The organism is Methylobacterium sp. 1973 (assembly GCF_040545035.1).
Classification (GTDB): domain Bacteria; phylum Pseudomonadota; class Alphaproteobacteria; order Rhizobiales; family Beijerinckiaceae; genus Methylobacterium; species Methylobacterium fujisawaense.
Genome location: NZ_JBEPLA010000001.1, coordinates 130,708 through 154,409, shown reverse-complemented (window position 1 = coordinate 154,409; position 23,702 = coordinate 130,708). Strand labels below are relative to the sequence as shown.

The window sequence follows — 23,702 nt, the reverse complement described above, 5'->3', positions numbered from 1 at the left end:
CGGGGGCACTCGTCGCGGGACCGAGGCGTCGCCCGATCAGCCGAGCCCCAGCGCGGCGCGGGCCTCGGCGGGCGTCGCGACCCGCCGGCCATGCCGGGCCACCGCCTCGGCGGCGAGGCCGACCAGTTCGGCGTTGCTGGCCGCCAGACGGTCCTTCGTCACCCGGATGTTGTCCTCCAGGCCGGTGCGGACCGCGTCGGCGCCGCGGGCGAGCGCCCAGTCCATCACGATCGCCTGGTTGCGACCGATCCCGGCCGCCGTCCACGTCGCCTCCGGCAGGATCCGCCGCGTCTCGGCGAGCAGGATGTCGAGGAGGTGCTCCTCGGCCGGCATCGCGTTCTGGACGCCCATGACGAACTGCACGTGCGGGCGCGCGTCGATCAGGCCCGCCTCCACGAGGCGCTTGGCGCCGTGCAGGTGCGAGAGGTCGAAGATCTCGATCTCGGGCCGGACGCCATACTGCTTCATCTGGCCGGCGAGGTCGGTCACGAGGCTCGCGGAATTTTCGTAGACGATCGTCGGGAAGTTCACCGAGCCGGTGGACAGGGACGCCATGTCGGGCCGGTGCTTGAGCGAGAGGCCGCGGGCGGCCGGGTCGCGCCCGCGCCCCCCCGTGGAGAACTGCACGATCATCCCCGGGCAGTGCTCGCGCAGCCCCGCCTGCACGGCGGCGAACTTGTCCGGGTCGGAGGAGGGCGACTCGTCGTCGTTGCGCACGTGGATATGGCAGAGCGTGGCGCCCGCCTCGAAGGCCTGATGCGTCGACTCGACCTGCTCGGAGACGGTGACCGGAACGGCCGGGTTGTCGGTCTTGCGCGGCACGGAGCCGGTGATCGCCACCGCGATCACAACGGGCACCTCGCTCCGGGATCCTGCCATCCGCCTGTCCTCCCTGCCTCTTGGATTTCGGAAACCCGGATAGCGCCGCGCAAGCCGGATCTGAACCGCCCGGCGCGGGCGGCAGATCCGTCTGCGGGACATCTCGGGCCGGATGACAGCCCGGACCCGTGTCCCGACGGACTTGTGTCTCGCCGGCGCTTGCCGCACCTCTTCCGGCCGCGAGGCACATGATGAACGACACGATCCTGGTCCTGAACGGGCCGAACCTGAACCTGCTCGGCAAGCGCCAGCCCGAGATCTACGGCCGCGAGACCCTGGCCGACGTCGAGGCCCTGTGCCGCGAGACCGCCGCCGGCTTCGGGCTCACGGTCGATTTCCGCCAGAGCAACGCCGAGCACGTGCTGATCGACGCGATCCACGATTTCCGGGTCGGCTCGGCCGGCATCGTCATCAACGCTGGCGCCTACACCCATACCTCCGTGGCGCTCCTCGACGCGCTCAACACCTGCGAGGTGCCGGTGATCGAGTGCCACATCTCGAACGTCCACCGGCGCGAGGCCTTCCGCCACCACTCCTACATCTCGCTCGCCGCCACGGCCGTTCTGGCGGGGTTCGGGACGCACGGCTACGCGCTCGCCATCCGCCACCTCGCGCATCTGCGGGCCGGCAAGCCTGCATGAGGCGCGGATAGCGCCGCGATCAGGGTTGACGCTGGCGGAGACAGGGCGGAGGAGGGCGGTCAGGCCCTAGTTTCACGCGCGCTCCCCGGCCGGACCGGTCCTCATGGCCCCGGAGAGCGCCTCAAGCGGAGCGCGCACGCCGCATGACCAGCCCCTTCCTGCCCCTCGACCGGACCGTCATCGCCCGCGAGGCGGCCAAGATGTTCCTCGAGATCGGTGCCGTCCTCTTCTACAAGGACGAGCCGTTCAAGTTCACCTCCGGCTGGGCGAGCCCGGTTTACACCGACAGCCGGAAGATCATCTCGTTCCCGCGCCTGCGCTCGACGCTGATGGACTTCGCCACCGCCACGATCGTGCGCGAGATCGGCTACGAGCAGCTCACCCACATCGCGGGCGGCGAGACCGCCGGCATCCCCTTCGCGGCCTGGATCGCCGACCGGATGATGCTGCCCATGCAGTATATCCGCAAGAAGCCCAAGGGCTTCGGCCGCAACGCGCAGATCGAGGGCGAGATCGTCGACGGCGCCCGGACGCTGCTGGTCGAGGATCTGGCCACCGACGGACGCAGCAAGGTCAACTTCTGCAAGGCCCTGCGCGAGTCCGGCGCCCAGGTCGATCACTGCTTCGTGCTGTTCTACTACGACATCTTCCCCGGCAGCGCCGCGCTGATGGAGGAGATCGGCATCAAGCTCCACTACCTCACCACGTGGTGGGACGTTCTGGCGGTGGCCAAGGAGATGGGCACCTTCGACCCGAAGACGCTCGACGAGGTCGAGCGCTTCCTCAACGCGCCGGCCGAGTGGTCGGCCGCCCATGGCGGCATCTCCGCCTTCGGCCAGGCCTGAGGGGTTTTCGCGATGGGCGTCGCAGACCTGTTCCCCGCCGAGCGCCAGGACGCGAAGCCGGTCGACCGGATCACGATCCGCCGGCCGGACGACTGGCACATCCACCTGCGCGACGGCGCGATGCTGAAGGCGGTGCTGCCCTACACGGCGGCGCAGTTCGCCCGGGGCATCATCATGCCGAACCTCGTGCCGCCCGTGACCACGGTCGCCGCCGCGGAGGCCTATCGCGCGCGGATCCTGGCGGCCCTTCCCGCCGGCATGGACTTCACCCCGCTCATGACCTGCTACCTGCGGGACGACACCGATCCGGACGAGATCGAGCGCGGCTTCCGGGAGAAGGTCTGGGTCGCCGCCAAGCTCTATCCGGCGGGCGCGACCACGAACTCCCATGCGGGCGTCACCGACCTCCTGGGGATCGCGCCTGTGCTGGAGCGGATGGAGCGGATCGGTATGCCGCTCCTGATCCACGGCGAGGCCACCGACCCGGAGATCGACATCTTCGACCGCGAGGCCGCGTTCATGGAGGGCAGCCTGATCCCGCTGCTCGGCCGGCACCAGGGGCTGAAGGTCACCGTGGAGCACGCCACCACGGCGGAGATCCTCGACGTGGTCCGGGAGCACCGGAGCCGGTGCGCGGCCACGATCACGCCGCACCACCTCGTGATCAACCGGACGCACATCTTCCAGGGCGGGCTGCGCCCGCACCTGTACTGCCTGCCGGTGGCCAAGCGCGAGCGGCACCGGCTGGCCCTGCGCAGGGCCGCGACCTCCGGCGAGGCCTGCTTCTATCTCGGCACCGACACCGCCCCCCACGTCCGCGGCGCCAAGGAGGCGGCCTGCGGCTGCGCAGGCGTGTTCTGCGGGCCGAGCGCGCTCCAGACCTACGTGCAGGTCTTCGACGAGGAGGGGGCGCTCGATAAGTTCGAGGCCTTCGCCTCCCTCAACGGCGCCCGCTTCCACGGTCTGGAGCCGAATGCCGGGACCGTCACCCTGGAGCGCCGGCCCGGCCGCGTCGCCGAGGCCGTGACCGTGGACGACACCGCGGTGGTGGTGTTCCGGGGTGACGAGACGCTGCCCTGGTCGGTGGTGTGACCGCCTAGGCTGAGGACAGCGCACCGTCATCGCGAGCGGCGCGAAGCGACCCAGGGCAGCGCGACATCGGCGATCGTCGCGCGACACTCGATTGCTTCGCTGCGCTCGCGAAGACGGACATCGGCACTCCATCCAATCAGCCAAAGCCATCTTTGCCTGGATCCAACCTCGGGTTACCGATCTTCGGTTGATCCGGAGGAGGGTACGATGCAGGACGCGCGACAGGACGGCATCACGGCGATGGGCGCCGTGGACCTCGCCGCCGCCATCCGCGGCCGGGTGGTCTCCTGCGCGGAGGTGATGCGCGCCTATCTGGAGCGGATCCACCGGCTCAACCCGCAGGTCAACGCAATCGTGGGCCTGCAGGACGACGCGGCGCTCTTGCGCGAGGCCGAAGGTGCGGACGCCGTCCTGGCGCGGGGCGAGCCCGTCGGGCCGCTGCACGGCTTCCCGCTGGCCGTGAAGGATCTCGACCCGGTCCGCGGCCTGCCGTTCACCCAAGGGTCGCCGATCTTCGCCGACCGGATCGCCGAGACGGACTCGATCATGGTGACGCGCCTGCGCGCCGCCGGGGCGATCTTCATCGGCAAGACCAACATCCCCGAATTCGGCCTCGGCTCGCACAGCTTCAACCCGGTCTACGGCGCCACCGGCAACGCCTACGATCCGGCGAAGACCGGGGGTGGCTCGAGCGGCGGCGCGGCCGTGGCGGTGGCGCTGCGGATGCAGCCGGTGGCCGATGGCAGCGACCATGCCGGCTCGCTGCGCAACCCGCCGGCCTTCAACAATTGCTACGGTCTGCGCCCGGCCTGGGGACGGATCCCCGCCGAGGCCAAGGACGTGTTCAGCCCCGGGCTCGGCGTGCTCGGGGCGATCGGGCGAACGCCCGGCGATATCGGCCTGATGCTCTCGGTTCTGGCGGGCTACGACCCCCGCTGCCCGAACGCCATCCGGCAGGACCCCTCCGCCTTCGCGAGCCCGCTCGCCCGCGACTTCCGCGGGACGCGGATCGCGTGGCTCGGCGATTGCGGCGGCCAGATCCCCTTCGATCCCGGCGTGCTCGACGTCGGACGCGCCGCCCTGGCGACGTTCGCGGAGATCGGCTGCACCGTCGAGGAGGCGATGCCGCGCTACGACATGGAGCGGCTCTGGGAGGATTGGCTGGTGCTGCGCGCCTTCACCGTCGCGGCAAATCTCCGCCCGTTCTACGACGAGCCCCGCCACCGGGCCCTGCTCAAGCCGGAGGCGGTCTGGGAGGTCGAGCGGGGGCTGGCGCTCGGCGCCGACCGGATCATCGCGGCCCTGGAGGGGCGCACCCGCTGGTACGAGACCCTGCGCCGCTTCATGGAGGGCTACGATTACCTCGTGATGCCGAGCGCGCAGGTCTTCCCGTTCGACAAGGCCCTGCGCTGGCCCGAGACGGTGGGCGGACAGGCGATGGACACCTATCACCGCTGGATGCAGATCACGATCCCGGCGACGATGTCGGGCCTGCCCGCGCTCGACGTGCCGGCCGGGTTCGGAGCCGCCGGACTGCCCACCGGCATCCAGATCGTCGGACCGAACCACGGCGAACTCGCCTGCCTGCAACTCGGGGCCGCCTACGACGCGGCGAGCAACTGGGTCCGCCGCTTCCCGCCGCCCCTGCAGTGAGGGAGCGGCTTCACCTCCGAACCGGCTCACTTGCACGCGCGGACGCGTTGACCCGCCGCGCGCGCTCCGCTATGAGGCCCGACACTTCGCGCGCCGACCATGAGCCAGTTCCGGATCATGCGGGCGCCGCGAGGCAGGTTCGGATTTCCGATGACCACGGTCCTTATTGTAGCGGTAGCGTCACCGACGGGGCGGCCCTGAGCTAGGGCCGCGATCCGGGCGGTGGCGCATGCAGGGTCCCTCGGGGCCCTTTTTTGTTGCCCGCGTCCGGGCGGGACAGGACTGGGACGGACGGAGATCCGAGGCGATAGGCACCTTCGGGCGAGGCGGAGACCGCCCCGCGTGACGAGGGTGCCGGGAGAGAGGACGGGGCAGGGCGGCGATCACGGGATCGCGGTGGCTCCGGAGAGCGCGAGGAGACGAGCATGGGCGGCGAGGTCATGACCGGGGCCGAGATGGTCATCCGGGCCTTCCAGGATCAGGGTGTCGACACGCTGTTCGGGTATCCGGGCGGCGCCGTACTTCCGATCTACGACGCGCTCTTCCACCAGAACGCCGTCAAGCACATCCTCGTCCGCCACGAGCAGGGCGCCGTCCACGCCGCCGAGGGCTATGCCCGCTCCTCCGGCAAGGTCGGCTGCGTGCTGGTCACCTCGGGCCCCGGTGCGACCAACATCGTCACCGGGCTGACCGACGCGATGCTCGATTCGATCCCGCTGGTCTGCATCACCGGCCAGGTCCCGACGCACCTGATCGGCACCGACGCGTTCCAAGAGTGTGACACGGTCGGCATCACGCGCCACTGCACGAAGCACAATTACCTGGTCAAATCGATCGACGACCTGCCGCGCATCCTGCACGAGGCGTTCTACGTCGCGGCCAACGGCCGTCCCGGCCCGGTCGTGGTCGACCTGCCCAAGGACATTCAGTTCGCGTCCGGCCTCTACGAGCGCCCGGAGATCGCGAGCCACAAGACCTACCGCCCGGCCGTGAAGGGCGACGCCGACCGGATCCGCGCGGCCGTCGAACTGATGGCGACCGCGCGCCGGCCGGTCTTCTACACCGGCGGCGGCGTGATCAATTCCGGCCCGGAGGCGTCGCGCCTGCTGCGCGAGCTCGTCCGCGAGACCGGCTTCCCGATCACCTCGACCCTGATGGGGCTCGGCGCCTATCCGGGCACGGACGAGAAGTTCCTGGGCATGCTCGGCATGCACGGGACCTACGAGGCCAACCTCGCGATGCACGAGTGCGACGTGATGATCTGCGTCGGCGCCCGGTTCGACGACCGGATCACCGGCCGTCTCGACGCGTTCTCGCCCTTCTCCAAGAAGATCCACATCGACGTCGACGCCTCCTCGATCAACAAGGTTGTCAAGGTCGATGTCGGGATCGTCGGTGACTGCGCCTCGGTGCTCGCCGACATGCTGGAGGCGTGGCGCGCCCTGCCGTCGCGGCCCGAAAAGTCCAACCTCGACCCGTGGTTCCAGAAGATCAGTGCCTGGAAGGCGCGGGACTGCCTCGCCTACTGGCCGTCGGGCACGATCATCAAGCCGCAATACGCCGTGCAGCGCCTCTACGAGGCCTGCAAGGACCGCGAGACCTACATCACCACCGAGGTCGGCCAGCACCAGATGTGGGCGGCCCAGTACTTCAAGTACGACGAGCCGAACCGCTGGATGACCTCAGGCGGCCTCGGCACGATGGGCTACGGCCTGCCGGCGGCGATCGGCACGCAGCTCGCGCATCCGAATGGGCTGGTGATCGACATCGCCGGCGAGGCGTCGATCCTGATGAACATGCAGGAGATGTCGACGGCGGTGCAGTACCGCCTGCCGATCAAGGTGTTCATCCTGAACAATGAGTACATGGGCATGGTCCGGCAGTGGCAGGAGCTGCTGCACGGCTCGCGCTACTCGCAGAGCTACTCGGAGAGCCTGCCGGACTTCGTGAAGCTCGCGGAGGCCTACGGCGCCAAGGGCATGCGCTGCGAGAAGCCGGGCGACCTCGACGGCGCCATCGCGGAGATGCTCGCCTATGACGGCCCGGTGATCTTCGACTGCATCGTCGACAAGACCGAGAACTGCTTCCCGATGATCCCGTCGGGCAAGGCGCACAACGAGATGCTCCTGTCCGACTACCTCGGTGAGACCGGCGTCGAACTCGGCGACGTGATCTCCGAGGAAGGCAAGATGCTGGTGTGATGGGTTTGGCGGCGGCCCTCCGGGGTCGCCGCTGGTGAGCACGGACGGGACGACGAGGACGAGGCCGGCGATGAATGCGATGAACACCCACTACCCCGATGCCGTCCGCGTCGAGCCGGTGAACCGGCACACGCTGGCGGTGATCGTCGACAACGAGCCCGGCGTGCTCGCGCGCATTTCGGGCCTGTTCTCCGGCCGCGGCTACAACATCGAGAGCCTGACCGTCTCCGAGACCGAGGAGGCGCGCCACATCTCCCGCATCACCATCGTCACGACGGGCACCAACGCCGTGATCGAGCAGATCAAGGCGCAGCTCGACCGGCTGGTGCCGGTCCACCGGGTGGTGGACCTGACGCTCCAGGGCAACGCCCTCGAGCGCGAGATCTGCCTCGTGAAGGTGAAGGGCGAGGGCGAGCACCGCAGCGAGGCCCTGCGGCTCGCCGCCGCCTTCGGCGCCAAGACGCTGGACGCCACGCTCAACTCCTTCGTGTTTGAATTGACCGGGGCCACCGAGGAGATCGACCGGTTCGTGCGCCTGATGAGCGTGATCGGGCTGGTGGAGATCTGCCGGACCGGCATCTCCGCGATGGGGCGCGGGGCTGAGCCGCTGTAGGCTCCGGCGGCTGACCTCTGCTAGGATGCCCCGTCCCCGCAGGAGGCGGAGTGATGGAAGCCAAGGTCATCCGCTGGGGTGACGACCTCGCCGTCCGTCTGAGCAGCGCGGAGGCCGAAGAACTCGGCATCCGCGAAGGCGAGACGGTCGAGATCGTCTCGAAGCGCCCGGTCCCGCCGGAGCCGCAGCAATGGGCTGGGCGCCGGTACGTCAACGGGCTGCCGGTCTATACGCTCGAGGACATGGTCGCCGAGATGCGCCGTCTGGGCCCGGATTTCGAGCCGCCGACCGTGGACTGGGGTCCGGATGTCGGCTCTGAGATCATCGATGACGACGACTCCCGCTGAGCCATCGCTTCAGGCCGGCGATTTGATCCTCGTCGAATTCGGTCCTGTCCGCGGGACGGAACAAGATGGTCGTCGACCGGCGTTGGTTGTGTCGGAAGTGCTGATGAACACAGCGACGCGCCGCGTCATCGTCTGCCCGATTACGAGCAACATCGAACCATGGCCGACGAAGGTCATGCTTCCGGTCGGAATGACTGTCGAAGGCGCGGTGTTGACGGATCAGATCCGTTCCATCGATCAGCGGGCGCGTATTCTGAGGCGCCTCGGCGTCGCGCCGGGCGCTGTTCTCGCCGAAGTCCGGCATCAGATCGCGAAACTGCTCGGGCTTTGAAGCAGGACGGCGTATAGCAGTGTCATGACCGCCCGCACCCTCTACTACGCCCCCGGCGCCTGCTCGCTCGCCGCCCACATCGTCCTGGAGGAATCCGGGCTGCCCTACGAGGGCATCAAGCTCGACCTCGCCGCCGGCGACCAGCGCCGGCCGGAATACCTCGCGATCAACGATCGCGGCCGCGTGCCGGCGCTGACCGAGGACGGCTGGGTGCTCACCGAATGTGCGGCCATCATGCGCCACGTGGCCCGTCAGGTGCCGGAGACGGCTCTGTGGCCCGCCGACCTGCGGGAGCAGGCCGCCGCGGACGAGTGGCTCGGCTGGCTCGCCTGCAACCACCACGTGACCTACGCGCATGTCCGCCGTCCGGAACGCTACACCGAGGATGAGAGCGCGTTCGACGGCATCAAGAGCAAGGCGGCCAACACCTACGCGGATCTCGCCACCATGACCGAGGTGCGCCTCTCGCACGGCGGCTGGGCGGTGGGCGACCGCTTCAGCGTCGTCGACGCCTACCTGATGGTCTTCTGGTTCTGGGCGAACGGCCCGGTGCTCCGGTTCGACATGGCCGGTCGCTTCCCGGCCTGGACCGCCCACGCCCGCCGCGTCGCCGAGCGCCCGGCCGTGCAGGCCGTCTTTGCCCGCGAGGGGTTGCCGCTCCCGCGCTAATCCCATTCGGTCGCGGCACCCCCCTTGCCGCGGCCATCGAATCGGCCTAGAGCGCGTACCGTACGGTACGGTACGCCATTCGAGATGATGCAGGCCAGCGCCACAGCAGAGCGGGAAGCGCCGTCGGCACGCCAGCAGGCGGTGCTGGACGTCGTGCTCGGCCTTATGGTCGAGGACGGCGAGCAGCTCACCATGGACGCCGTCGCGCGCCGGGCGAGCTGCTCGAAGGAGACGCTCTACAAGTGGTTCGGCGACCGGGACGGGTTGCTGACCGCGACGGTGCGCTGGCAGGCCTCCCGGGTCCATGCCGGGCACGACGCCGCGCAGATCCTCGACGGGGCGACCCTGCGGGAGCGCCTGCAGGATTTCGCCGTGACGTGGCTGGAGGTCATCACCGGCCCCACCTCGGTCGCGTTGAACCGCATCGCCATCGCGCATGCCGGCTCGCGCAAGAGCAATCTCGGCGGCATCGTGCTGGCCAACGGCCGCTTCGCCATCGGCGAGCGGGTGAAGCCCGTGCTGGAGGCCGGGCGCGCCGCCGGGCTACTCGCCTTCGCCGACAGCGAGGCCACCTTCCGCACCTTCTTCGGCCTCGTCGGCCGGGATATCCAGATTCGACTTCTGCTCGGCGAGACCCTCGATTTCGACGGGGCCGAGATCCGGCGCGATGCGGGCCGCGCCGTCGAGCAGTTCCTGGCCCTCTACGGCCAGGCCAAACCCGACCCGAACCGCCACGTTTAAGAGGAGACAGACATGCGGGTGTATTACGATCGCGACGCCGACCTGAACCTGATCAAGGGCAAGAAGGTCGCCATCGTCGGCTACGGCAGCCAGGGCCACGCCCACGCGCTCAACCTGCGCGATTCCGGCGTGAAGGACATCGTCATCGCCCTGCGCGAGGGCTCCGCCACCGCCAAGAAGGCCGAGCACGAGGGCTTCAAGGTCCTGTCGGTCGCCGAGGCCGCCAAGTGGGCCGACGTGGTGATGATGCTCACCCCCGACGAACTGCAGGGCGACATCTACCGCGAGTCCCTCGAGGGCAACATGAAGCAGGGCGCCGCGCTCCTGTTCGCCCACGGCCTCAACGTCCACTTCAACCTGATCGAGCCGCGCAAGGACCTCGACGTCCTGATGGTCGCCCCGAAGGGCCCGGGCCACACCGTGCGCTCCGAGTACCTCCGCGGCGGCGGCGTGCCGACCCTGATCGCCATCGCGCAGGACGCGAGCGGAAACGCCCACGATCTCGGCCTGTCCTACGCCTCGGCGAACGGCGGCGGCCGCGCCGGCATCATCGAGACGACGTTCAAGGAGGAGTGCGAGACCGACCTGTTCGGCGAGCAGGCCGTGCTCTGCGGCGGCCTCGTCGAGCTGATCAAGGCCGGCTTCGAGACCCTGGTCGAGGCGGGCTACGCCCCCGAGATGGCCTATTTCGAGTGCCTCCACGAGGTGAAGCTGATCGTCGACCTCATCTACGAGGGCGGCATCGCCAACATGAACTACTCGATCTCCAACACGGCCGAGTATGGCGAGTACGTCACCGGCCCGCGCATCGTCACGCCCGAGACCAAGGCCGAGATGAAGCGCGTGCTGAACGACATCCAGTCGGGCACCTTCACCCGCAACTGGATGCTGGAGAACAAGGTCAACCAGACCTCGTTCAAGGCGACCCGCGCCAAGCTCGCCGCCCACCCGATCGAGGAGGTCGGCGCCAAGCTCCGCGGCATGATGCCGTGGATCTCCGAGAAGGCGCTGGTCGACAAGACCCGCAACTGATCTGTTCGCATCACGCGGCCGGGCTTCGCCCGGTCGTCACGCCGGGGGCCGGTCGCGCGAAGGCGTGGCCGGCCCTTCGCGTTCCGGGTTGCCCGACCCGGGATATCCCGGCCATAAGCCCCGCAGCGGTCCCGCGCGTATGAGGACCGGCTAGCGGAGAGGACACGCATGGCATCGCTCTATTCCGACGCGCACCGGGCGCTGCAGGAGGAGTTCGGCACCACCAAGCTCGCGGTGCGCCTCGACGAGGACTGGGTCCACGAGAGCATCCAGCCGGACGAGGCCGCCTTCATCGGCTCCCGCGACATGTTCTTCCTCTCGACCGTCGACCCGGACGGCATGCCGACCGTCTCCTACAAGGGCGGCCCCACGGGCTTCGTGAAGGTGCTCGACGCCAACACGCTGGTGTTCCCGGGCTTCGACGGCAACGGCATGTTCTACTCGATGGGCAACATCGCGGGGCAGGCCAAGGTCGGCTTGCTGTTCATCGATTTCGAGACGCCCCACCGCATCCGCGTGCAGGGCCACGCCACGCTGCTGCGCGACGACGCCCTGATGGCCGAGTACACCGAGGCCAAATACTTGGTGAAGGTCGCGGTGACGAAGATCTGGATCAACTGCCCGCGCTACATCCACAAGTACCAGAAGCTCGAGCAGAACAAGTACGTGCCGCGGCCCGGCCGCGAGACGCCGCTCGCCGCCTGGAAGCGTCTGGACCTCGCGGGCGACGTGATCAGCGACGAAGACAAGGCGCGGGTCGCCCGCGAGGGCAAGCTGGAGGTCTCGGAGTACGAGGCGCTGGTCGCCCGCGGCGAGGCCTGACGACCCTTTGCCGGCCGCCTCGCGAAATGGGGCGGCCGGCGGGCGCTCGATATGCCGGGAATTCAATCTTCGGCGCACAAGTTGATACCAAGTAGATATCCGCGGCGCTTCATATTGATGTAGCAATATAATTGCGACTGATCGCGGCCGAGTTCAAAATTTCTTGACGATGTGCGGGGGTGGCCGCTAGATTTCCTGCAAATCTGGTCGGTCACATCCTTGCGCGGATCGTAGAGAACATGCTTTCGCTGCCCCTGCGTGTCGCCGTTATCTGTAGCGTCCTGATCGCTGCGGTTTTCGCGGGAGGGATGACTTTTCTTGCCCGTCGAATCAACGCTTCCTTCGAGGAGCAGGCGGCCAAGATGCAGTCGGAGACTCTGTCGAACGAGGCGCGCGAGGTCCGGTTTCGCCTCGCGGTCGCGGCCAAGACCGCCGAGAGCATCGCAGCCTCCGCCTCGGCCCTGCGCGCCCGCGGCATTCAGGACCGTGAGGTCTACGATGCGATGCTGCGCGAGCTTCTGCGCGCCAACCCCAGCCTGATCGCGACCTGGACGGGCTGGGAGCCGGATGCCCTGGACGGGCGCGACCGCACGTTCGCCGGCACGGCCTCCTCGGACGCGAGCGGCCGCTTCATGCCCTACTGGAATCGCGGCAGCGGCACGATCAAGCGGGAGGTTCTCACCGGCTACGAGGCCGAGCCGGACGGCGCCTATTACCTTCAGCCGAAGAAGCTGAACCGCTTGGTGGCCATCGAACCCTACATCTACCCGGTGGCCGGGAAGGACGTCGTCATGATGTCCTTCGGCGCGCCGATCAGCGTGGACGGCACGTATCGCGGCACCGCCGGGGTCGACATCGACCTCGGATCCCTGAATGCCGCCTTCGGCGCGGTGAAGCCGTTCGGGACCGGCTACCTGGCCGTGGTCTCGGCGAGCGGAACGACCGTCGCGCATCCGACCGGCGCGGCGGCCGGGAAGCCGATGCACGGCTTCGACGCGTCGGCAGCCGACGCGGCCAGGCAGGCGATCGCGGTGGGCGCCGTGGTGGTGACCGATGCGCCGGGCCCGGATGGGGCGCCGTGGCGGTACATGGCGCAGCATATCCAGGCGGGCGAGACGCCCGACCGCTGGGCCATCGTGGTCGCGGTGCCGGTGGCGACGCTCACGGCCGCCGCCGATCAGGCGCGCGCCAGGCTCATCGGCATCTCGGTCCTCTGCGTGCTGATCGGCTGCGCGGTCGTCTTCGGCGCGCTGCACCGCCTCGTCGGAAAGCCGGTCCGTGCCCTCGGCAGGACCATCGGCGACATGGCCGCGGGCGATTACGGGGCGGACGTGCCCGAGGCTCGGCGCCGCGACGAGGTCGGGCTGGTCGGGCGGGCCGTCCTGAAGCTGCGCGACGGCCTCCGGGCGCAGGCGGAGGCCGACACGCAGGCGCGGGCTTCTGCCCAGGCCGCCGCCGACCGGGACCGCAAGCGGGTGACGGCGGATCTGGCGAACACGTTCGAGCAGGCGGTCGGCGGCATCGTCGAGACGGTCACGAACGCGGCCACCGAGCTGCAGGCCACGGCCCGGGCGCTGGCCGCCACGGCGTCGGAGACCGCCGGCCAGTCGACGACCGTCGCGGCCGGGGCCGAGGAGGCGGCCGCCAACGTCCGGGCCGCGGCCTCGGCGGCCGAGGAGCTCGGCAGCTCCGTGCAGGAGATCGGGCGTCAGGTCCAGGGCTCCGCGCAGCTCGCGCGGGCCGCGGCCGACGAGGCCGGGCGGACGGTGCGCCTGGTCGAGGATCTGAGTGCGGCCGTGATGAAGATCGGGGACGTGGTGGCGCTGATCAGCGGCATCGCGGGCCAGACCAACCTGCTGGCCCTCAACGCCACCATTGAGGCGGCCCGCGCCGGCGAGGCCGGACGGGGCTTCGCGGTCGTGGCCGCCGAGGTGAAGGCGCTGGCCGAACAGACCGCGCGGGCCACCGAGGAGATCGCGGGCCAGATCGCCCGCGTGCAGGCCTCGACCGCGCAGGCGGCCTCGGCGATCGGCAGCATCACGACGCGCGTCGACGAGATCAGCGGCGTGGCCACGACGATCGCCGCCGCGGTCGAGCAGCAGGGTACGGTGACCCAGGAGATCGTCCGCAACGTGACCCAGGCCGCCGCCGGCACGGGCGAGGTGACGACGAACATCGCCCGCGTGGCCGAAGCGGCCGACATGACCGGCTCGGCCGCGGGCCAGGTGCTGGACTCGTCCGCGAACCTGTCGCAGCAATCCGAGCACCTCCGGACGGAGGTCAGCCGCTTCCTCGGAACGGTGCGCGCGGCCTGAGGACCACCGGGCCGGCCTGCGCGCTACGGGGCTTTTCGGGCGACGATGAACACCCGCGGGAAGGCGAGCAGGCGCTGCCCGTCGCTGCGCGGCGTGTAGGCGGCGTCGATCGCGCCGGTATAGGCCGCCAGGAAGCCGGCCTTCTCCCCGGGCTCCAGCGGGTCGAGGAAGGGCCGGAGCCCCGTGGCGCTCACCCAGTCCACGATGGCGGCGGCATCCGCCATCCGGTGGTGATAGGCGGTGCGCCAGACATCGACCTCGGCGGCCAGGGGCGCCAGCAGGTCGTAGTAGGCTGCGGGTTCGAGCATGCGGCCGAGGCGGCCGGCCACGGCCGGGTCGCCGATCGTTGCCGCCCAGGGGGCGGCCGCCGCGACTTCGCGCATCAGCCGGTGGGTGGGCTCGGCGAGGTTGTCGGGCATCTGCACGGCGAGCACCCCGCCCGGGGCGAGGAGACCGAACAGCCGCGGCAGCAGGGTCGCGTGGTCCGGCAGCCATTGCAGGACGGCGTTGGCGAAGATCAGGTCCGGGGCGCGCTCCGGGACCCAGGTCGCGGCATCGGCCTGCGCGAAGGTGAGGTCGGGCAGGCGGGCACGGGCGCTCTCCAGCATCGCCGGGGAACTGTCGAGGCCGAGCACCTCAGCATCGGGAAATCGCGCCGCGATCAGCGCGGTGGAATTGCCGGGCCCGCAGCCGAGATCGCAGGCGAGCCGTGGCGCGTCGAGGGGCACGCGGGCGAGGAGCTCGGCCGCCGGCCGCGTCCGCTCGTCCTCGAAGCGGGTGTAGAGGGCGGGGTTCCAATCGGCCATCTCAACCTTCCGTGCGACGCCTCAGCAGCCGAGCTGGTCGGCGAGGTCCGCCAGGTCCCGCGCCGCGTGGGTGACCGGCACCGTCGGCGCGGTCTCGCCGCCGGCCGGGCCGTGCTCGTGCGGGCGGGCGATGTGGGCGGTGGACAGACCGTGGCGCGCCGCCGCCGCGAGGTCGTTCGAGTGCGCCGCGACCATCATCGTTTCCGCCGGCGCGAACCCGAACGCCGCCACCGCGTCGCGGTAGAGCGCCGGCTTCGGCTTGTAGTCGCGGGAATAGCCGGCGCCGAGCACCGCGTCGAAGATCAGCCCGTTGCGGCGGGCGAGGTCGGCCAACAACCGGACAGGCCCGTTGGAGTTCGGTGCCAGGAGGTGCTTCTCCCGCAGCCGCCGCAGCGCGTCCGGCACCTCGGGCCAGGCGTCGAGCCGGTGCCACGCCTGGACCAGCTCCCGCTGTACCGTCTCGGGCACGCCCGCGATGCCGAACTGCGCCAGCACGTCGGGCAGGGACTCGGCCTGGAGCGTGTCGAGGTCGACATAGGGCCGGGCGCCGGAGCGCACCGTCTCCATCGACGGGTCGTAGCGGGCCCGCCACGCATCCGCGAAGGCGCCCGCATCGAGGCTCGGCGCGACGGGCGCCAGCAGCCGCGCCGCCTCGCGGGCGACGCCGGAGCGCCAGTCGACGAGCGTCCCGAAGACGTCGAAGACCAGCGCCCGGATTGTCACCGCACCGCCTGGAGGCTGGGGCCCCGCCGCACGAAGCCGACGATGTCCTTGACCGCGTCGAGGGTCTGCGCCGCGATCGTCTCCGCCCGGGCGGAGCCGTCGGCCAGCACGGCGTCGATATGGCCGGGATCGGCGGTGAGCCGCCGCATCTCCCCGGCGATCGGCGCGAGGCTCGTCACGGCGAGGTCGGCGAGCGCCGGCTTGAAGGTCGAGAACTGCGCCCCGCCGAAGTCGCGCAGCACGTCCTCGCGGCTGATGCCGGCCAGCGCCGCGTAGATCCCCACGAGGTTGTCGGCCTCGGGCCGCTCCTTCAGGCCCGCCACCTCGGAGGGGAGGGGCTCCGGATCGGTCTTCGCCCGGCGGATCTTCTGGGCGATGGCGTCCGCATCGTCCGTGAGATTGATCCGGGCGTTGTCGGACGGGTCCGACTTCGACATCTTCTTGGTGCCGTCGCGCAACGACATGACCCGGGCGGCCGGACCGCCGATCAGCGGTTCCGTGATCGGGAAGAACGCGTCGCCGTGGCCGTGCGCCGCGATCGAGCCTGCGAAGTCGGTGTTGAACTTCTGCGCGATGTCGCGGGTCAGCTCCAGATGCTGCTTCTGGTCCTCGCCCACGGGCACGTGGGTCGCCCGGTAGGCCAGGATGTCGGCGGCCATCAGCACCGGGTAGTCGTACAGGCCGATCGAGGCGTTCTCCCGGTCCTTGCCGGCCTTCTCCTTGAACTGGGTCATGCGGTTCAGCCAGCCGAGGCGGGCGACGCAGTTGAACACCCAGGCGAGCTCGGCGTGCTGGGGCACCTGGCTCTGGTTGAACACGATCGAGCGCTTCGGATCGATGCCGGCGGCGAGGAAGGCGGCCGTGACCTCGCGGATCTGGCCGCGCAGGGCCTCCGGATCCTGCCAGACGGTGATCGCGTGCAGGTCGACCACGCAGTACAGGCACTGCGCGTCGCGGTCCTGCATCTCCACGAAGCGCTTCACCGCTCCGAGATAGTTGCCGAGATGCAGGTTGCCGGTGGGCTGGACGCCCGAGAAGACCAATTCGGTGAACGCGGCCATCGGCGCCGATCCTGAGCAAAGATAGACCGGGGCTCCGCGCCGTCCGGGCGCGGGGTTACTCGCACCCGTAGGCCGGAATGGTCAAGGACGCGCTCACGGCTCCCGCACGGGGCGCTTCGCGCTGGGGCAGAGGTCGGTCAGGACGCAGCGCCCGCAGGCGGGCCGGTGATGGTGGCAGACCTGCTGGCCGTGCAGCATCAGGATCTCGTGATTGTCGTAGAGATCCTGCGCGCTCCACGCGGCGGGCAACTGCCCCCGCAGGATCGCGTGCGCCGGGCCGACATCGACCCGCGGGCCGATCAGCCCGAGGCGCTGGGCGACCCGGTGATGGTGGCTGTCCACCGGCAGCGCCGGCATCCGCAGGGTGGAGAACGACAGGACCGCCGCACTGGTCTTCGGCCCGATCCCGGGGATGGCCTGCAGCCACGCCCGCGCCGCCTCGACCTCCATGTCGGCCAGGAAGGCGAGGTCGAGGGTTCCGCACCGGTCGCGCAGGGCCCGGATCACGTCGCGGATGCGCGGCGCCTTCAGCTCCGGCCATGTCACCCCCGCGATGGCGGCCTCGATCTCCGGCACGTCCGCGTCGATCACCGCCTCCCAGTCCGGGAAGCGTGCCCGCAGGGCCTTGAAGGCCCGGCCGGATTCGGCGTTGCGCGTCCGGTGCGACAGGAGCGAGGAGACGAGTTCGCTGACCGGATCCAGGCTGTGGAAGTACGGGATCGGGCAGCCGTAGACCGGGCAGAGGCGCGCGTGGATCGCCAGCGCCTTCTCGGCGAGGGCGGGATCCATGGCGTTGGGGGCCGCCTTGCGGCGCGGAGGCGGGACGGTCCCGGTTCTGAGGTCGGTGGCGGGCATGTCGGGCGAATCCGCGAGCCGATGCCCCTGTTCCTGCCGGGGCGGGGCAGCGGCGATCTGTCCGATCTCCGCGCATGCGCGTCAGGAACGGGCGATCGGGTGCCGCGCACTCCTCCCTTCCTCGCAGAGGGGCGAGAGGCGGCGGTTGCGGCCGGTTCTCCGGCGCGGGATCGGTCCGCGACGTCGGCCGATCTGCCGGCCCCTACTTCACCAGCGCGTAGATGTTCACGTCGAGGTTGTCGTCGGTACCGTCCTTGAGGTCGGTGGCGTATTCCTCGACGAACCGGTCCTGCACCACGATGTCCTTGGCATCGAGATAGGCGGTCAGGGTCTCGTAGGTGCTGTCGATCGACTCGTAGGAACCCTTGTGGGCAAAGCGCAACGCCTTGCCGGAGGGCGTCGTGCCGAAGCGCAGCCCGTCGGTCTCCGCCGGCGCCGGGTTCGGCGCGGCCGCCACCGGGATCATCGCCTCGAACTCGAAGCCGTCATCGTCGGTTCGGGTGAAGACCGCCAGCGGCCGGCCGGCCGGCGCGACGCCCAGCTTGGCGAGGTCGGCCTCGATCCGCGCGAAGGCCTGCTTCAGGTTCGGCACGGCCTCCTCCCATTTGGTCTTGCCCGACAGGATCGCGGCGGGCTTCGACGGCAGGGTGACCTCGTCGACGTCGCCGGGCTCGCCGGCCTTCTCGATGAGCGTCGGACGCGCAGGCGTTCCCACCGCGGACTGGCCCGCGGGCGGGGGCGCCACCGATTGCTGGGGGGCCGGGGCCGCGCTCTTGTCCGGATCGGCCACCGGGTTCGGCGCCGTCGTCGTCGGCAGCGGGTTCGTCTGGGCCGGCGCGGGTGCCGTGGAGGGCGGCGGCGCAGGCTGCTGCTGCGCGGCGATCGGGCCGCCGGACGCGAGCACGAGGGCGGCCGAGAGGGCGACGAGCGGACGAAGGCGGATCACGTGGGGCGCTCCGGTCGAGGCCCGCGGATGATCGCGCAGGCTCCCGCCGCGTAACCTAGTGGCGAACGGGACGGCCCGCGAGGGCACCGCGGACGAGAGCCGCGGGTGCGGCGCATCTGCCACGCTGCTGCACCCCTCGCGCCGGGCGGTCGCTTTTGCGATATAGCCGGCCCCTCCTCGACCTGCGGGACCGCATGAGCGCACTCGCCCACAGACGCTTCCTGAAGATGCACGGCGCCGGCAACGCGATCGTGGTGCTGGACCTGCGCGGTTCCACCGCGACGGTGCGGCCCGAGGAGGCGCGGGCGATCGCGCAGGATCCCGGCTCGGCCTTCGATCAGCTGATGGTGCTACACGATCCCGTGAGCCCGGGCACGGACGCGTTCCTGCGGATCTACAACACCGACGGTTCGGAATCGGGCGCCTGCGGAAACGGCACGCGCTGCGTCGCCTACGCGATGCTCGACGATCCGGCCATGGCCCGGCCGGCCGAGGGCGGGCGGCTCACCCTGGAGACCGAAGCGGGCGTGCTCGGCGTGCGCCGCGTCTCGGAGCGGGCCTTCACGGTCGATATGGGCCGTCCGCGTCTCGCCTGGGACGAGATCCCCCTGTCGGAGCCCTTCCCGGACACGCGCCGGATCGAGTTGCAGATCGGCCCGATCGACGATCCGATCCTGCACTCGCCGGGCGCGGTGAACATGGGCAACCCGCACGCGGTGTTCTTCGTGGAGCAGGATCCGGATTCCTTCGACCTCGCGCGGATCGGTCCGATGCTGGAGAACCACCCGCTCTTCCCGGAGCGCGCCAACATCTCCGTGGCGCAGGTGACGGGCCGCGAGACGATCAAGCTCCGCGTCTGGGAGCGTGGCGCCGGGCTGACGCTCGCCTGCGGCACCGCCGCCTGCGCCACCGTGGTGGCCGCCTCGCGCCTCAAGATGATCGGCCGGCAGGCCCAGGTCGCGCTGCCCGGCGGCGAGTTGTTCATCGAGTGGCGCGCCGACGACCATGTCCTGATGACCGGTCCGGTCGCGCTCGTCGCCGAGGGGACCCTGGCGCCGGAGCTGTTCGACAGCGCGGCCTGATGGCGGTCGAGACCCTCACCTTCGGCTGCCGCCTCAACACCGTCGAGTCCGAGGCTCTGCGGGCCCATGCGGCCGCGGACGGCCGCGACCGGGTGGTGGTCAACACCTGCGCGGTCACCGCCGAGGCCGGGCGGCAGGCCCGCAAGGCGATCCGGCGCATCGCCCGCGAACGGCCCGGCGCCGAGATCGTCGTCACAGGCTGCGGCGCCGAGGTGGAGACGGAGGCCTACGCGGCCATGCCGGAGGTCGCGCGCCTCGTCGGCAACGCCGAGAAGCTGCGGCCGGAGGGCTGGTCGGCGGCCGCGACCGGACCGGGGGCCGTCATGGCGGCGCGGATGGCCGAGCCGACGCGGATCGAGGCCATGGCCGGGCATACCCGCGCCTTCGTGCCCGTGCAGAACGGCTGCGACCACCGCTGCACCTTCTGCGTGATCCCGTTCGGACGCGGCGTCTCCCGCTCGGTGCCGGTGCCCGATGTGGTCGCGCAGGTCGAGACCCTCGTGGCCCGGGGCGGGCGGGAAGTGGTGCTGACCGGCGTGGATCTCACCGCCTATGGACGGGATCTCTCCGGGCCGTCCCTCGGCGGTCTGGTGCGGTCGATCCTCCGGGCGGTGCCCGATCTCCCGCGCCTGCGCCTCTCTTCCATCGATTCCGTGGAGGCCGACGACGCCCTGCTCGCGGCGATCGCCGAGGAGGAGCGGCTGATGCCGCACCTGCACCTGTCGCTGCAGGCCGGCGACGACCTGATCCTCAAGCGCATGAAGCGCCGGCACCTGCGCGCCGACGCGATCCGCTTCTGCGAGACCGTGCGGCGGCTGCGGCCCGACATGGTGTTCGGCGCCGATCTGATCGCGGGGTTTCCGACCGAGACGGAGGCGCAGTTCGCCCGCTCCCTCGACCTCGTGGCGGAATGCGGCCTGACGCACCTGCACGTCTTCCCGTATTCCCCGCGCCCCGGGACACCCGCCGCGCGGATGCCGCCGGTGGAGGCGGACGCGATCCGCGCGCGGGCGGCGCGGCTGCGCGCAGCCGGTGCCGACGCCCTGCGGCGGCACCTCGACGCACAGGTCGGGCGGCGGCTGACCGTGCTGGCGGAGCGCGGCGGCACCGGGCGGAGCGCGGATTTCACCGCCGTGCGCCTGTCAGACGCGCCTGCCCCCGGCACGTTCCACAGCGTCGCGATCGCGTCTCACGACGGGGCGCGGCTGATCGCGGCCTGAGCCGCGAGCGGCGCCACGGCCTCGGCGATGTGCGGCGGCGGCGGGGCCGTCACCGTGATGGCGTCGCGCTTCGGATAGAGCGGGATCGACAGGGTCCGCGCGTGCAGGTGCAGCGCGCTGCCGCGGGGCGCCCCGCCGTAGATCGCGTCGCCCAGGATCGGCCAGCCGGAGGCGGCGCAATGGACCCGGAGCTGGTGGGTGCGGCCGGTCACCGGCTTCAGCTCCAGCCATGTCCGCCCCCCGGCGCGGCCGAGCACCCGCCAGTGCGTCAGCGACGGGTCGCCCGCCGGGTCGGCCTTCATCCACCAGGAGCGCGGATCGTCCGAGCGGCGGGCCAGCGGCAGGTCGATGCGGCCGGCCTCCTCGGCGGGGCCGCCCTCCACGATCGCCCAGTAGGTCTTGTCGACGCCGCTGCCGGAGAACAGCTTGCCGAGCCGCGCCAGCGCCTTGGCGTGGCGGCCGAGCGCGAGGCAGCCGGAGGTGTCGCGGTCGAGCCGGTGCGCGGCCTCCGGGCGGCGCGGCAGGCCGAACCGCAGGGCGTCGAGGTGATCGGTGAGCGTCTCGCCGCCGCGGGGGCCCGGATGGACCGGTAAACCCGCCGGCTTGTCGATGACGAGCAGCAGGGCATCGCGGTAGAGGAGGCGCGCGCCTATGTCGAAGGCGTTGGACATCCGGATCGGCTAGAGGGTCGGTGTCGGCGGGGCAAGGTGGGGCGAGGACGCGATTTCATGGCGAGCGAGGAGAAGCCCGGCTGGTTCGGACGCCTGTTCGGGCGCAAAGGCCAGCCCGCGCCCGAGGACAAGCCGGAAGACAAGCCCGAGGCCGAGCTGCCCCCGGAGGCGGCCTCGCCCTCCGAGGGTGAGCCGGACTTCGCCACCGCCGCGGAGGATGTCGCGCATGTTCCGCTGCCGCCCGAGGAGACCGGGGAGCCGGTCCCGGACGTGGTCGAGGGCGCCGATCTGCTGCCCGTCGCGGGCGAGCCCGAGCGTCCGCCGGCCGGCACCGCCGGCGACGACCCCGCGCACGGGGCCGACCCGGTCGATACCGGTGACGTGAACCGGGAGCCGGTGGTCGCGCCGATGCCCGACATCCAGCCGGTCGACAGCGCCGCTGCCCTAGCCCACGACGCGGGTGCCGGGCCGGACTGCGAGCCGGAGGCCAAGGGCTGGTGGAGCCGGCTCACCTCGGGGATGAAGCGGACCTCGTCGGCGCTCTCCGAGCGCGTGACCGGCCTGTTCACCAAGCGCAAGCTCGACGCCACCACCCTGGAGGACCTGGAGGACGCGCTGATCCAGGCCGATTTCGGCGTCGAGACCGCGATGCGGGTCTCGGAGGCCGTCGGCAAGGGCCGCTACGAGAAGGGCATCTCGCCGGACGAGGTGCGGGCGATCCTCGCCGCGGAGGTCGAGCGGGCGCTGGAGCCCGTGGCGGTGCCGCTCGCCATCGACGCGAGCCGGAAGCCCTTCGTGATCCTCACCGTCGGCGTGAACGGCGCCGGCAAGACCACGACCCTCGGCAAGCTCGCCTCGAAGCTGCGGGCGGAGGGGCGCACCGTGATGCTGGCGGCGGGCGACACGTTCCGGGCGGCGGCGATCGACCAGCTCAAGGTCTGGGGCGCGCGCACCGGCACGCCGGTGGTGAGCGGCGCGCAGGGGGCAGATGCCGCGGGCCTCGCCTTCGACGCCCTCAAGCAGGCCTCGGCCGCCGGGACCGACGTGCTGCTGATCGACACCGCCGGCCGGCTCCAGAACAAGACCGGCCTGATGGCGGAGCTTGAGAAGATCGTCCGCGTGCTGCGCAAGCAGGATCCGGAGGCGCCCCACGCCACGATCCTCGTCCTCGACGCCACGGTGGGCCAGAACGCCCTCAGCCAGGTGGAGCTGTTCTCGCAGGCCGCGCCGGTCTCGGGCCTGGTGATGACCAAGCTCGACGGCACCGCCCGGGGTGGCATCCTGGTGGCGCTGGCGGCGAAGTTCGGCCTGCCGGTCCACTTCATCGGCGTCGGCGAGGGCGTCGAGGACCTGGAGCCCTTCGCGGCCCGCGACTTCGCCCGGGCCATCGCCGGGCTGGAGAAGGATTAGGACGCGGGCGCCCGCCGATCTTTGGTGCGCGATGTCATGGACATCGCGCGCTCGGCGTACCACACACCCCGCAAATCCCGTTCGACGCTCCCGGCCCACCGTGAGCGCCGCAGCCGAGCCGACCGAGCGTATGCAGATCGAATCCGTCCCCCCGCACCGCCACCTGCCGCCGCTCGTGAAGCTGGCGCTGGAACTCGGCCCGCTGGTGCTGTTCTTCCTCGGCAACGCGTATTCCGAGAAGTTCGGCGTCGCCCCGGACCAGAAGCTGTTCGTGGCCACGGGCGTGTTCATCGCGGCGACCGTGGTGGCGCTGGCGATCCACTACGTCATGGTGCGCCGCCTGCCGATCATGCCGCTCGTGTCCGGCGTGGTGGTGGTGGTGTTCGGCGGCCTGACCCTGGCGCTGCAGGACAAGACCTTCATCATGGTCAAGCCGACCATCGTGAACGCCCTGTTCGGGACGGTGCTGCTCGGCGGCCTCCTGTTCGGGCGCTCGCTGCTCTCGGTGGTGCTCGATTCGATGTTCAGCCTCACCGAGGAGGGCTGGCGCAAGCTCACCTTCCGCTGGGGCGTGTTCTTCTTCGTGCTGGCGGCGCTCAACGAGCTGGTGTGGCGGACGCAGACGGAGGATTTCTGGGTGAACTTCAAGGTGTTCGGCATCATGCCGATCACCGTGCTGTTCGCCTTGGCGCAGACGCCGCTGCTGACCCGCTACGAGCGCAAGACCCCGCAGCCCGAACTCTAGGG

General features: G+C 70.7%; 24 protein-coding genes. 17 read left to right on the top strand and 7 right to left on the bottom strand.

Annotation, left to right across the window (positions count from 1 at the left end; genetic code table 11):
- Positions 1-36: 36 nt before the first annotated feature.
- Entirely contained in the window at positions 37-879 is an 843-nt protein-coding gene (locus ABIC70_RS00775; RefSeq protein ID WP_043382563.1) for a 3-oxoadipate:acetyl-CoA acetyltransferase, read from the bottom strand.
- Between the two features lie 191 nt (positions 880-1,070).
- Here ABIC70_RS00775 and aroQ point away from each other — a divergent pair, with 191 nt between their 5' ends.
- The 13 genes from aroQ to ABIC70_RS00710 all read left to right on the top strand — a co-directional run bounded on the left by aroQ (position 1,071) and on the right by ABIC70_RS00710 (position 14,181).
- Entirely contained in the window at positions 1,071-1,520 is a 450-nt protein-coding gene (gene aroQ / locus ABIC70_RS00770; RefSeq protein WP_179697684.1) for a type II 3-dehydroquinate dehydratase, read from the top strand.
- A 143-nt stretch (positions 1,521-1,663) separates the two neighbouring features.
- Positions 1,664-2,365, top strand: a complete 702-nt coding sequence (locus ABIC70_RS00765) for an orotate phosphoribosyltransferase (RefSeq protein WP_053611097.1) — start codon at positions 1,664-1,666, stop codon at positions 2,363-2,365.
- 12 nt (positions 2,366-2,377) lie between these two features.
- Complete coding sequence (gene pyrC / locus ABIC70_RS00760; protein ID WP_274926275.1) at positions 2,378-3,457, top strand: dihydroorotase; 1,080 nt, start codon at positions 2,378-2,380, stop codon at positions 3,455-3,457.
- Positions 3,458-3,664: 207 nt separating this feature from the next.
- The gene (locus ABIC70_RS00755; protein WP_043347138.1) at positions 3,665-5,110 is read left to right on the top strand and encodes an amidase; all 1,446 of its coding nucleotides are present in this window, start codon (positions 3,665-3,667) and stop codon (positions 5,108-5,110) included.
- Positions 5,111-5,535: 425 nt separating this feature from the next.
- Positions 5,536-7,311 carry an acetolactate synthase 3 large subunit gene (locus tag ABIC70_RS00750; RefSeq protein WP_354438611.1) on the top strand — a complete coding sequence of 592 codons (1,776 nt, stop codon included), beginning with the start codon at positions 5,536-5,538 and terminating at the stop codon, positions 7,309-7,311.
- 70 nt (positions 7,312-7,381) lie between these two features.
- The gene (gene ilvN, locus ABIC70_RS00745; RefSeq protein WP_043347129.1) at positions 7,382-7,924 is read left to right on the top strand and encodes an acetolactate synthase small subunit; all 543 of its coding nucleotides are present in this window, start codon (positions 7,382-7,384) and stop codon (positions 7,922-7,924) included.
- A 53-nt stretch (positions 7,925-7,977) separates the two neighbouring features.
- A complete protein-coding gene (locus ABIC70_RS00740) occupies positions 7,978-8,271 on the top strand; it encodes an AbrB/MazE/SpoVT family DNA-binding domain-containing protein (protein WP_043382578.1) in 294 nt (97 codons plus the stop codon).
- On the top strand, positions 8,252-8,602 hold the full coding sequence (locus ABIC70_RS00735) for a type II toxin-antitoxin system PemK/MazF family toxin (protein WP_043347126.1): 351 nt from the start codon (positions 8,252-8,254) through the stop codon (positions 8,600-8,602). Before ABIC70_RS00740 ends, ABIC70_RS00735 begins: the two co-directional genes overlap by 20 nt.
- 24 nt (positions 8,603-8,626) lie before the next feature.
- Positions 8,627-9,271: a glutathione S-transferase family protein gene (locus ABIC70_RS00730; protein WP_043347125.1), complete on the top strand. Its 645-nt coding sequence runs from the start codon at positions 8,627-8,629 to the stop codon at positions 9,269-9,271.
- Between the two features lie 84 nt (positions 9,272-9,355).
- On the top strand, positions 9,356-10,012 hold the full coding sequence (locus ABIC70_RS00725; RefSeq protein WP_043347122.1) for a TetR/AcrR family transcriptional regulator C-terminal domain-containing protein: 657 nt from the start codon (positions 9,356-9,358) through the stop codon (positions 10,010-10,012).
- 12 nt (positions 10,013-10,024) lie between these two features.
- Positions 10,025-11,044 (top strand): ketol-acid reductoisomerase, encoded by a 1,020-nt coding sequence (ilvC, locus tag ABIC70_RS00720; RefSeq protein ID WP_012322218.1) that lies wholly within the window; start codon positions 10,025-10,027, stop codon positions 11,042-11,044.
- Positions 11,045-11,212: 168 nt separating this feature from the next.
- Positions 11,213-11,866 (top strand): pyridoxamine 5'-phosphate oxidase family protein, encoded by a 654-nt coding sequence (locus tag ABIC70_RS00715; protein WP_043347120.1) that lies wholly within the window; start codon positions 11,213-11,215, stop codon positions 11,864-11,866.
- A gap of 239 nt (positions 11,867-12,105) precedes the next feature.
- Positions 12,106-14,181, top strand: a complete 2,076-nt coding sequence (locus tag ABIC70_RS00710) for a methyl-accepting chemotaxis protein (RefSeq protein ID WP_354438609.1) — start codon at positions 12,106-12,108, stop codon at positions 14,179-14,181.
- 23 nt (positions 14,182-14,204) lie between these two features.
- Here the strand turns inward: ABIC70_RS00710 and tam are convergent, their stop codons facing one another.
- From tam to ABIC70_RS00685, 5 genes are all read right to left on the bottom strand, one after another.
- Complete coding sequence (tam, locus tag ABIC70_RS00705) at positions 14,205-14,987, bottom strand: trans-aconitate 2-methyltransferase (RefSeq protein WP_053611100.1); 783 nt, start codon at positions 14,985-14,987, stop codon at positions 14,205-14,207.
- Positions 14,988-15,008: 21 nt separating this feature from the next.
- Complete coding sequence (locus tag ABIC70_RS00700; RefSeq protein WP_274926270.1) at positions 15,009-15,710, bottom strand: haloacid dehalogenase type II; 702 nt, start codon at positions 15,708-15,710, stop codon at positions 15,009-15,011.
- Entirely contained in the window at positions 15,707-16,771 is a 1,065-nt protein-coding gene (gene trpS / locus ABIC70_RS00695) for a tryptophan--tRNA ligase (protein WP_043760278.1), read from the bottom strand. Before trpS ends, ABIC70_RS00700 begins: the two co-directional genes overlap by 4 nt.
- 93 nt (positions 16,772-16,864) lie before the next feature.
- Positions 16,865-17,626, bottom strand: coding sequence for an endonuclease III domain-containing protein (locus ABIC70_RS00690; RefSeq protein ID WP_083935967.1), 762 nt, complete (start codon positions 17,624-17,626; stop codon positions 16,865-16,867).
- Positions 17,627-17,828: 202 nt separating this feature from the next.
- Positions 17,829-18,572, bottom strand: a complete 744-nt coding sequence (locus ABIC70_RS00685) for a GyrI-like domain-containing protein (RefSeq protein WP_043382595.1) — start codon at positions 18,570-18,572, stop codon at positions 17,829-17,831.
- 194 nt (positions 18,573-18,766) lie between these two features.
- Here ABIC70_RS00685 and dapF point away from each other — a divergent pair, with 194 nt between their 5' ends.
- Together dapF and mtaB are read left to right on the top strand one after the other, a co-directional pair.
- The gene (gene dapF / locus ABIC70_RS00680) at positions 18,767-19,654 is read left to right on the top strand and encodes a diaminopimelate epimerase (RefSeq protein ID WP_043347151.1); all 888 of its coding nucleotides are present in this window, start codon (positions 18,767-18,769) and stop codon (positions 19,652-19,654) included.
- Positions 19,654-20,874: a tRNA (N(6)-L-threonylcarbamoyladenosine(37)-C(2))-methylthiotransferase MtaB gene (mtaB, locus tag ABIC70_RS00675; RefSeq protein WP_043760280.1), complete on the top strand. Its 1,221-nt coding sequence runs from the start codon at positions 19,654-19,656 to the stop codon at positions 20,872-20,874. Before dapF ends, mtaB begins: the two co-directional genes overlap by 1 nt.
- Here the strand turns inward: mtaB and ABIC70_RS00670 are convergent.
- Positions 20,844-21,545, bottom strand: a complete 702-nt coding sequence (locus ABIC70_RS00670) for an RluA family pseudouridine synthase (protein WP_043347155.1) — start codon at positions 21,543-21,545, stop codon at positions 20,844-20,846. The genes mtaB and ABIC70_RS00670 overlap by 31 nt on opposite strands.
- 57 nt (positions 21,546-21,602) lie before the next feature.
- Between ABIC70_RS00670 and ftsY the strand changes: the two genes are divergently transcribed.
- Both ftsY and ABIC70_RS00660 read left to right on the top strand, forming a co-directional pair.
- A complete protein-coding gene (gene ftsY, locus ABIC70_RS00665; RefSeq protein ID WP_354438605.1) occupies positions 21,603-22,955 on the top strand; it encodes a signal recognition particle-docking protein FtsY in 1,353 nt (450 codons plus the stop codon).
- Positions 22,956-23,085: 130 nt separating this feature from the next.
- Complete coding sequence (locus ABIC70_RS00660; RefSeq protein ID WP_043347159.1) at positions 23,086-23,700, top strand: septation protein A; 615 nt, start codon at positions 23,086-23,088, stop codon at positions 23,698-23,700.
- Positions 23,701-23,702: the final 2 nt, after the last annotated feature.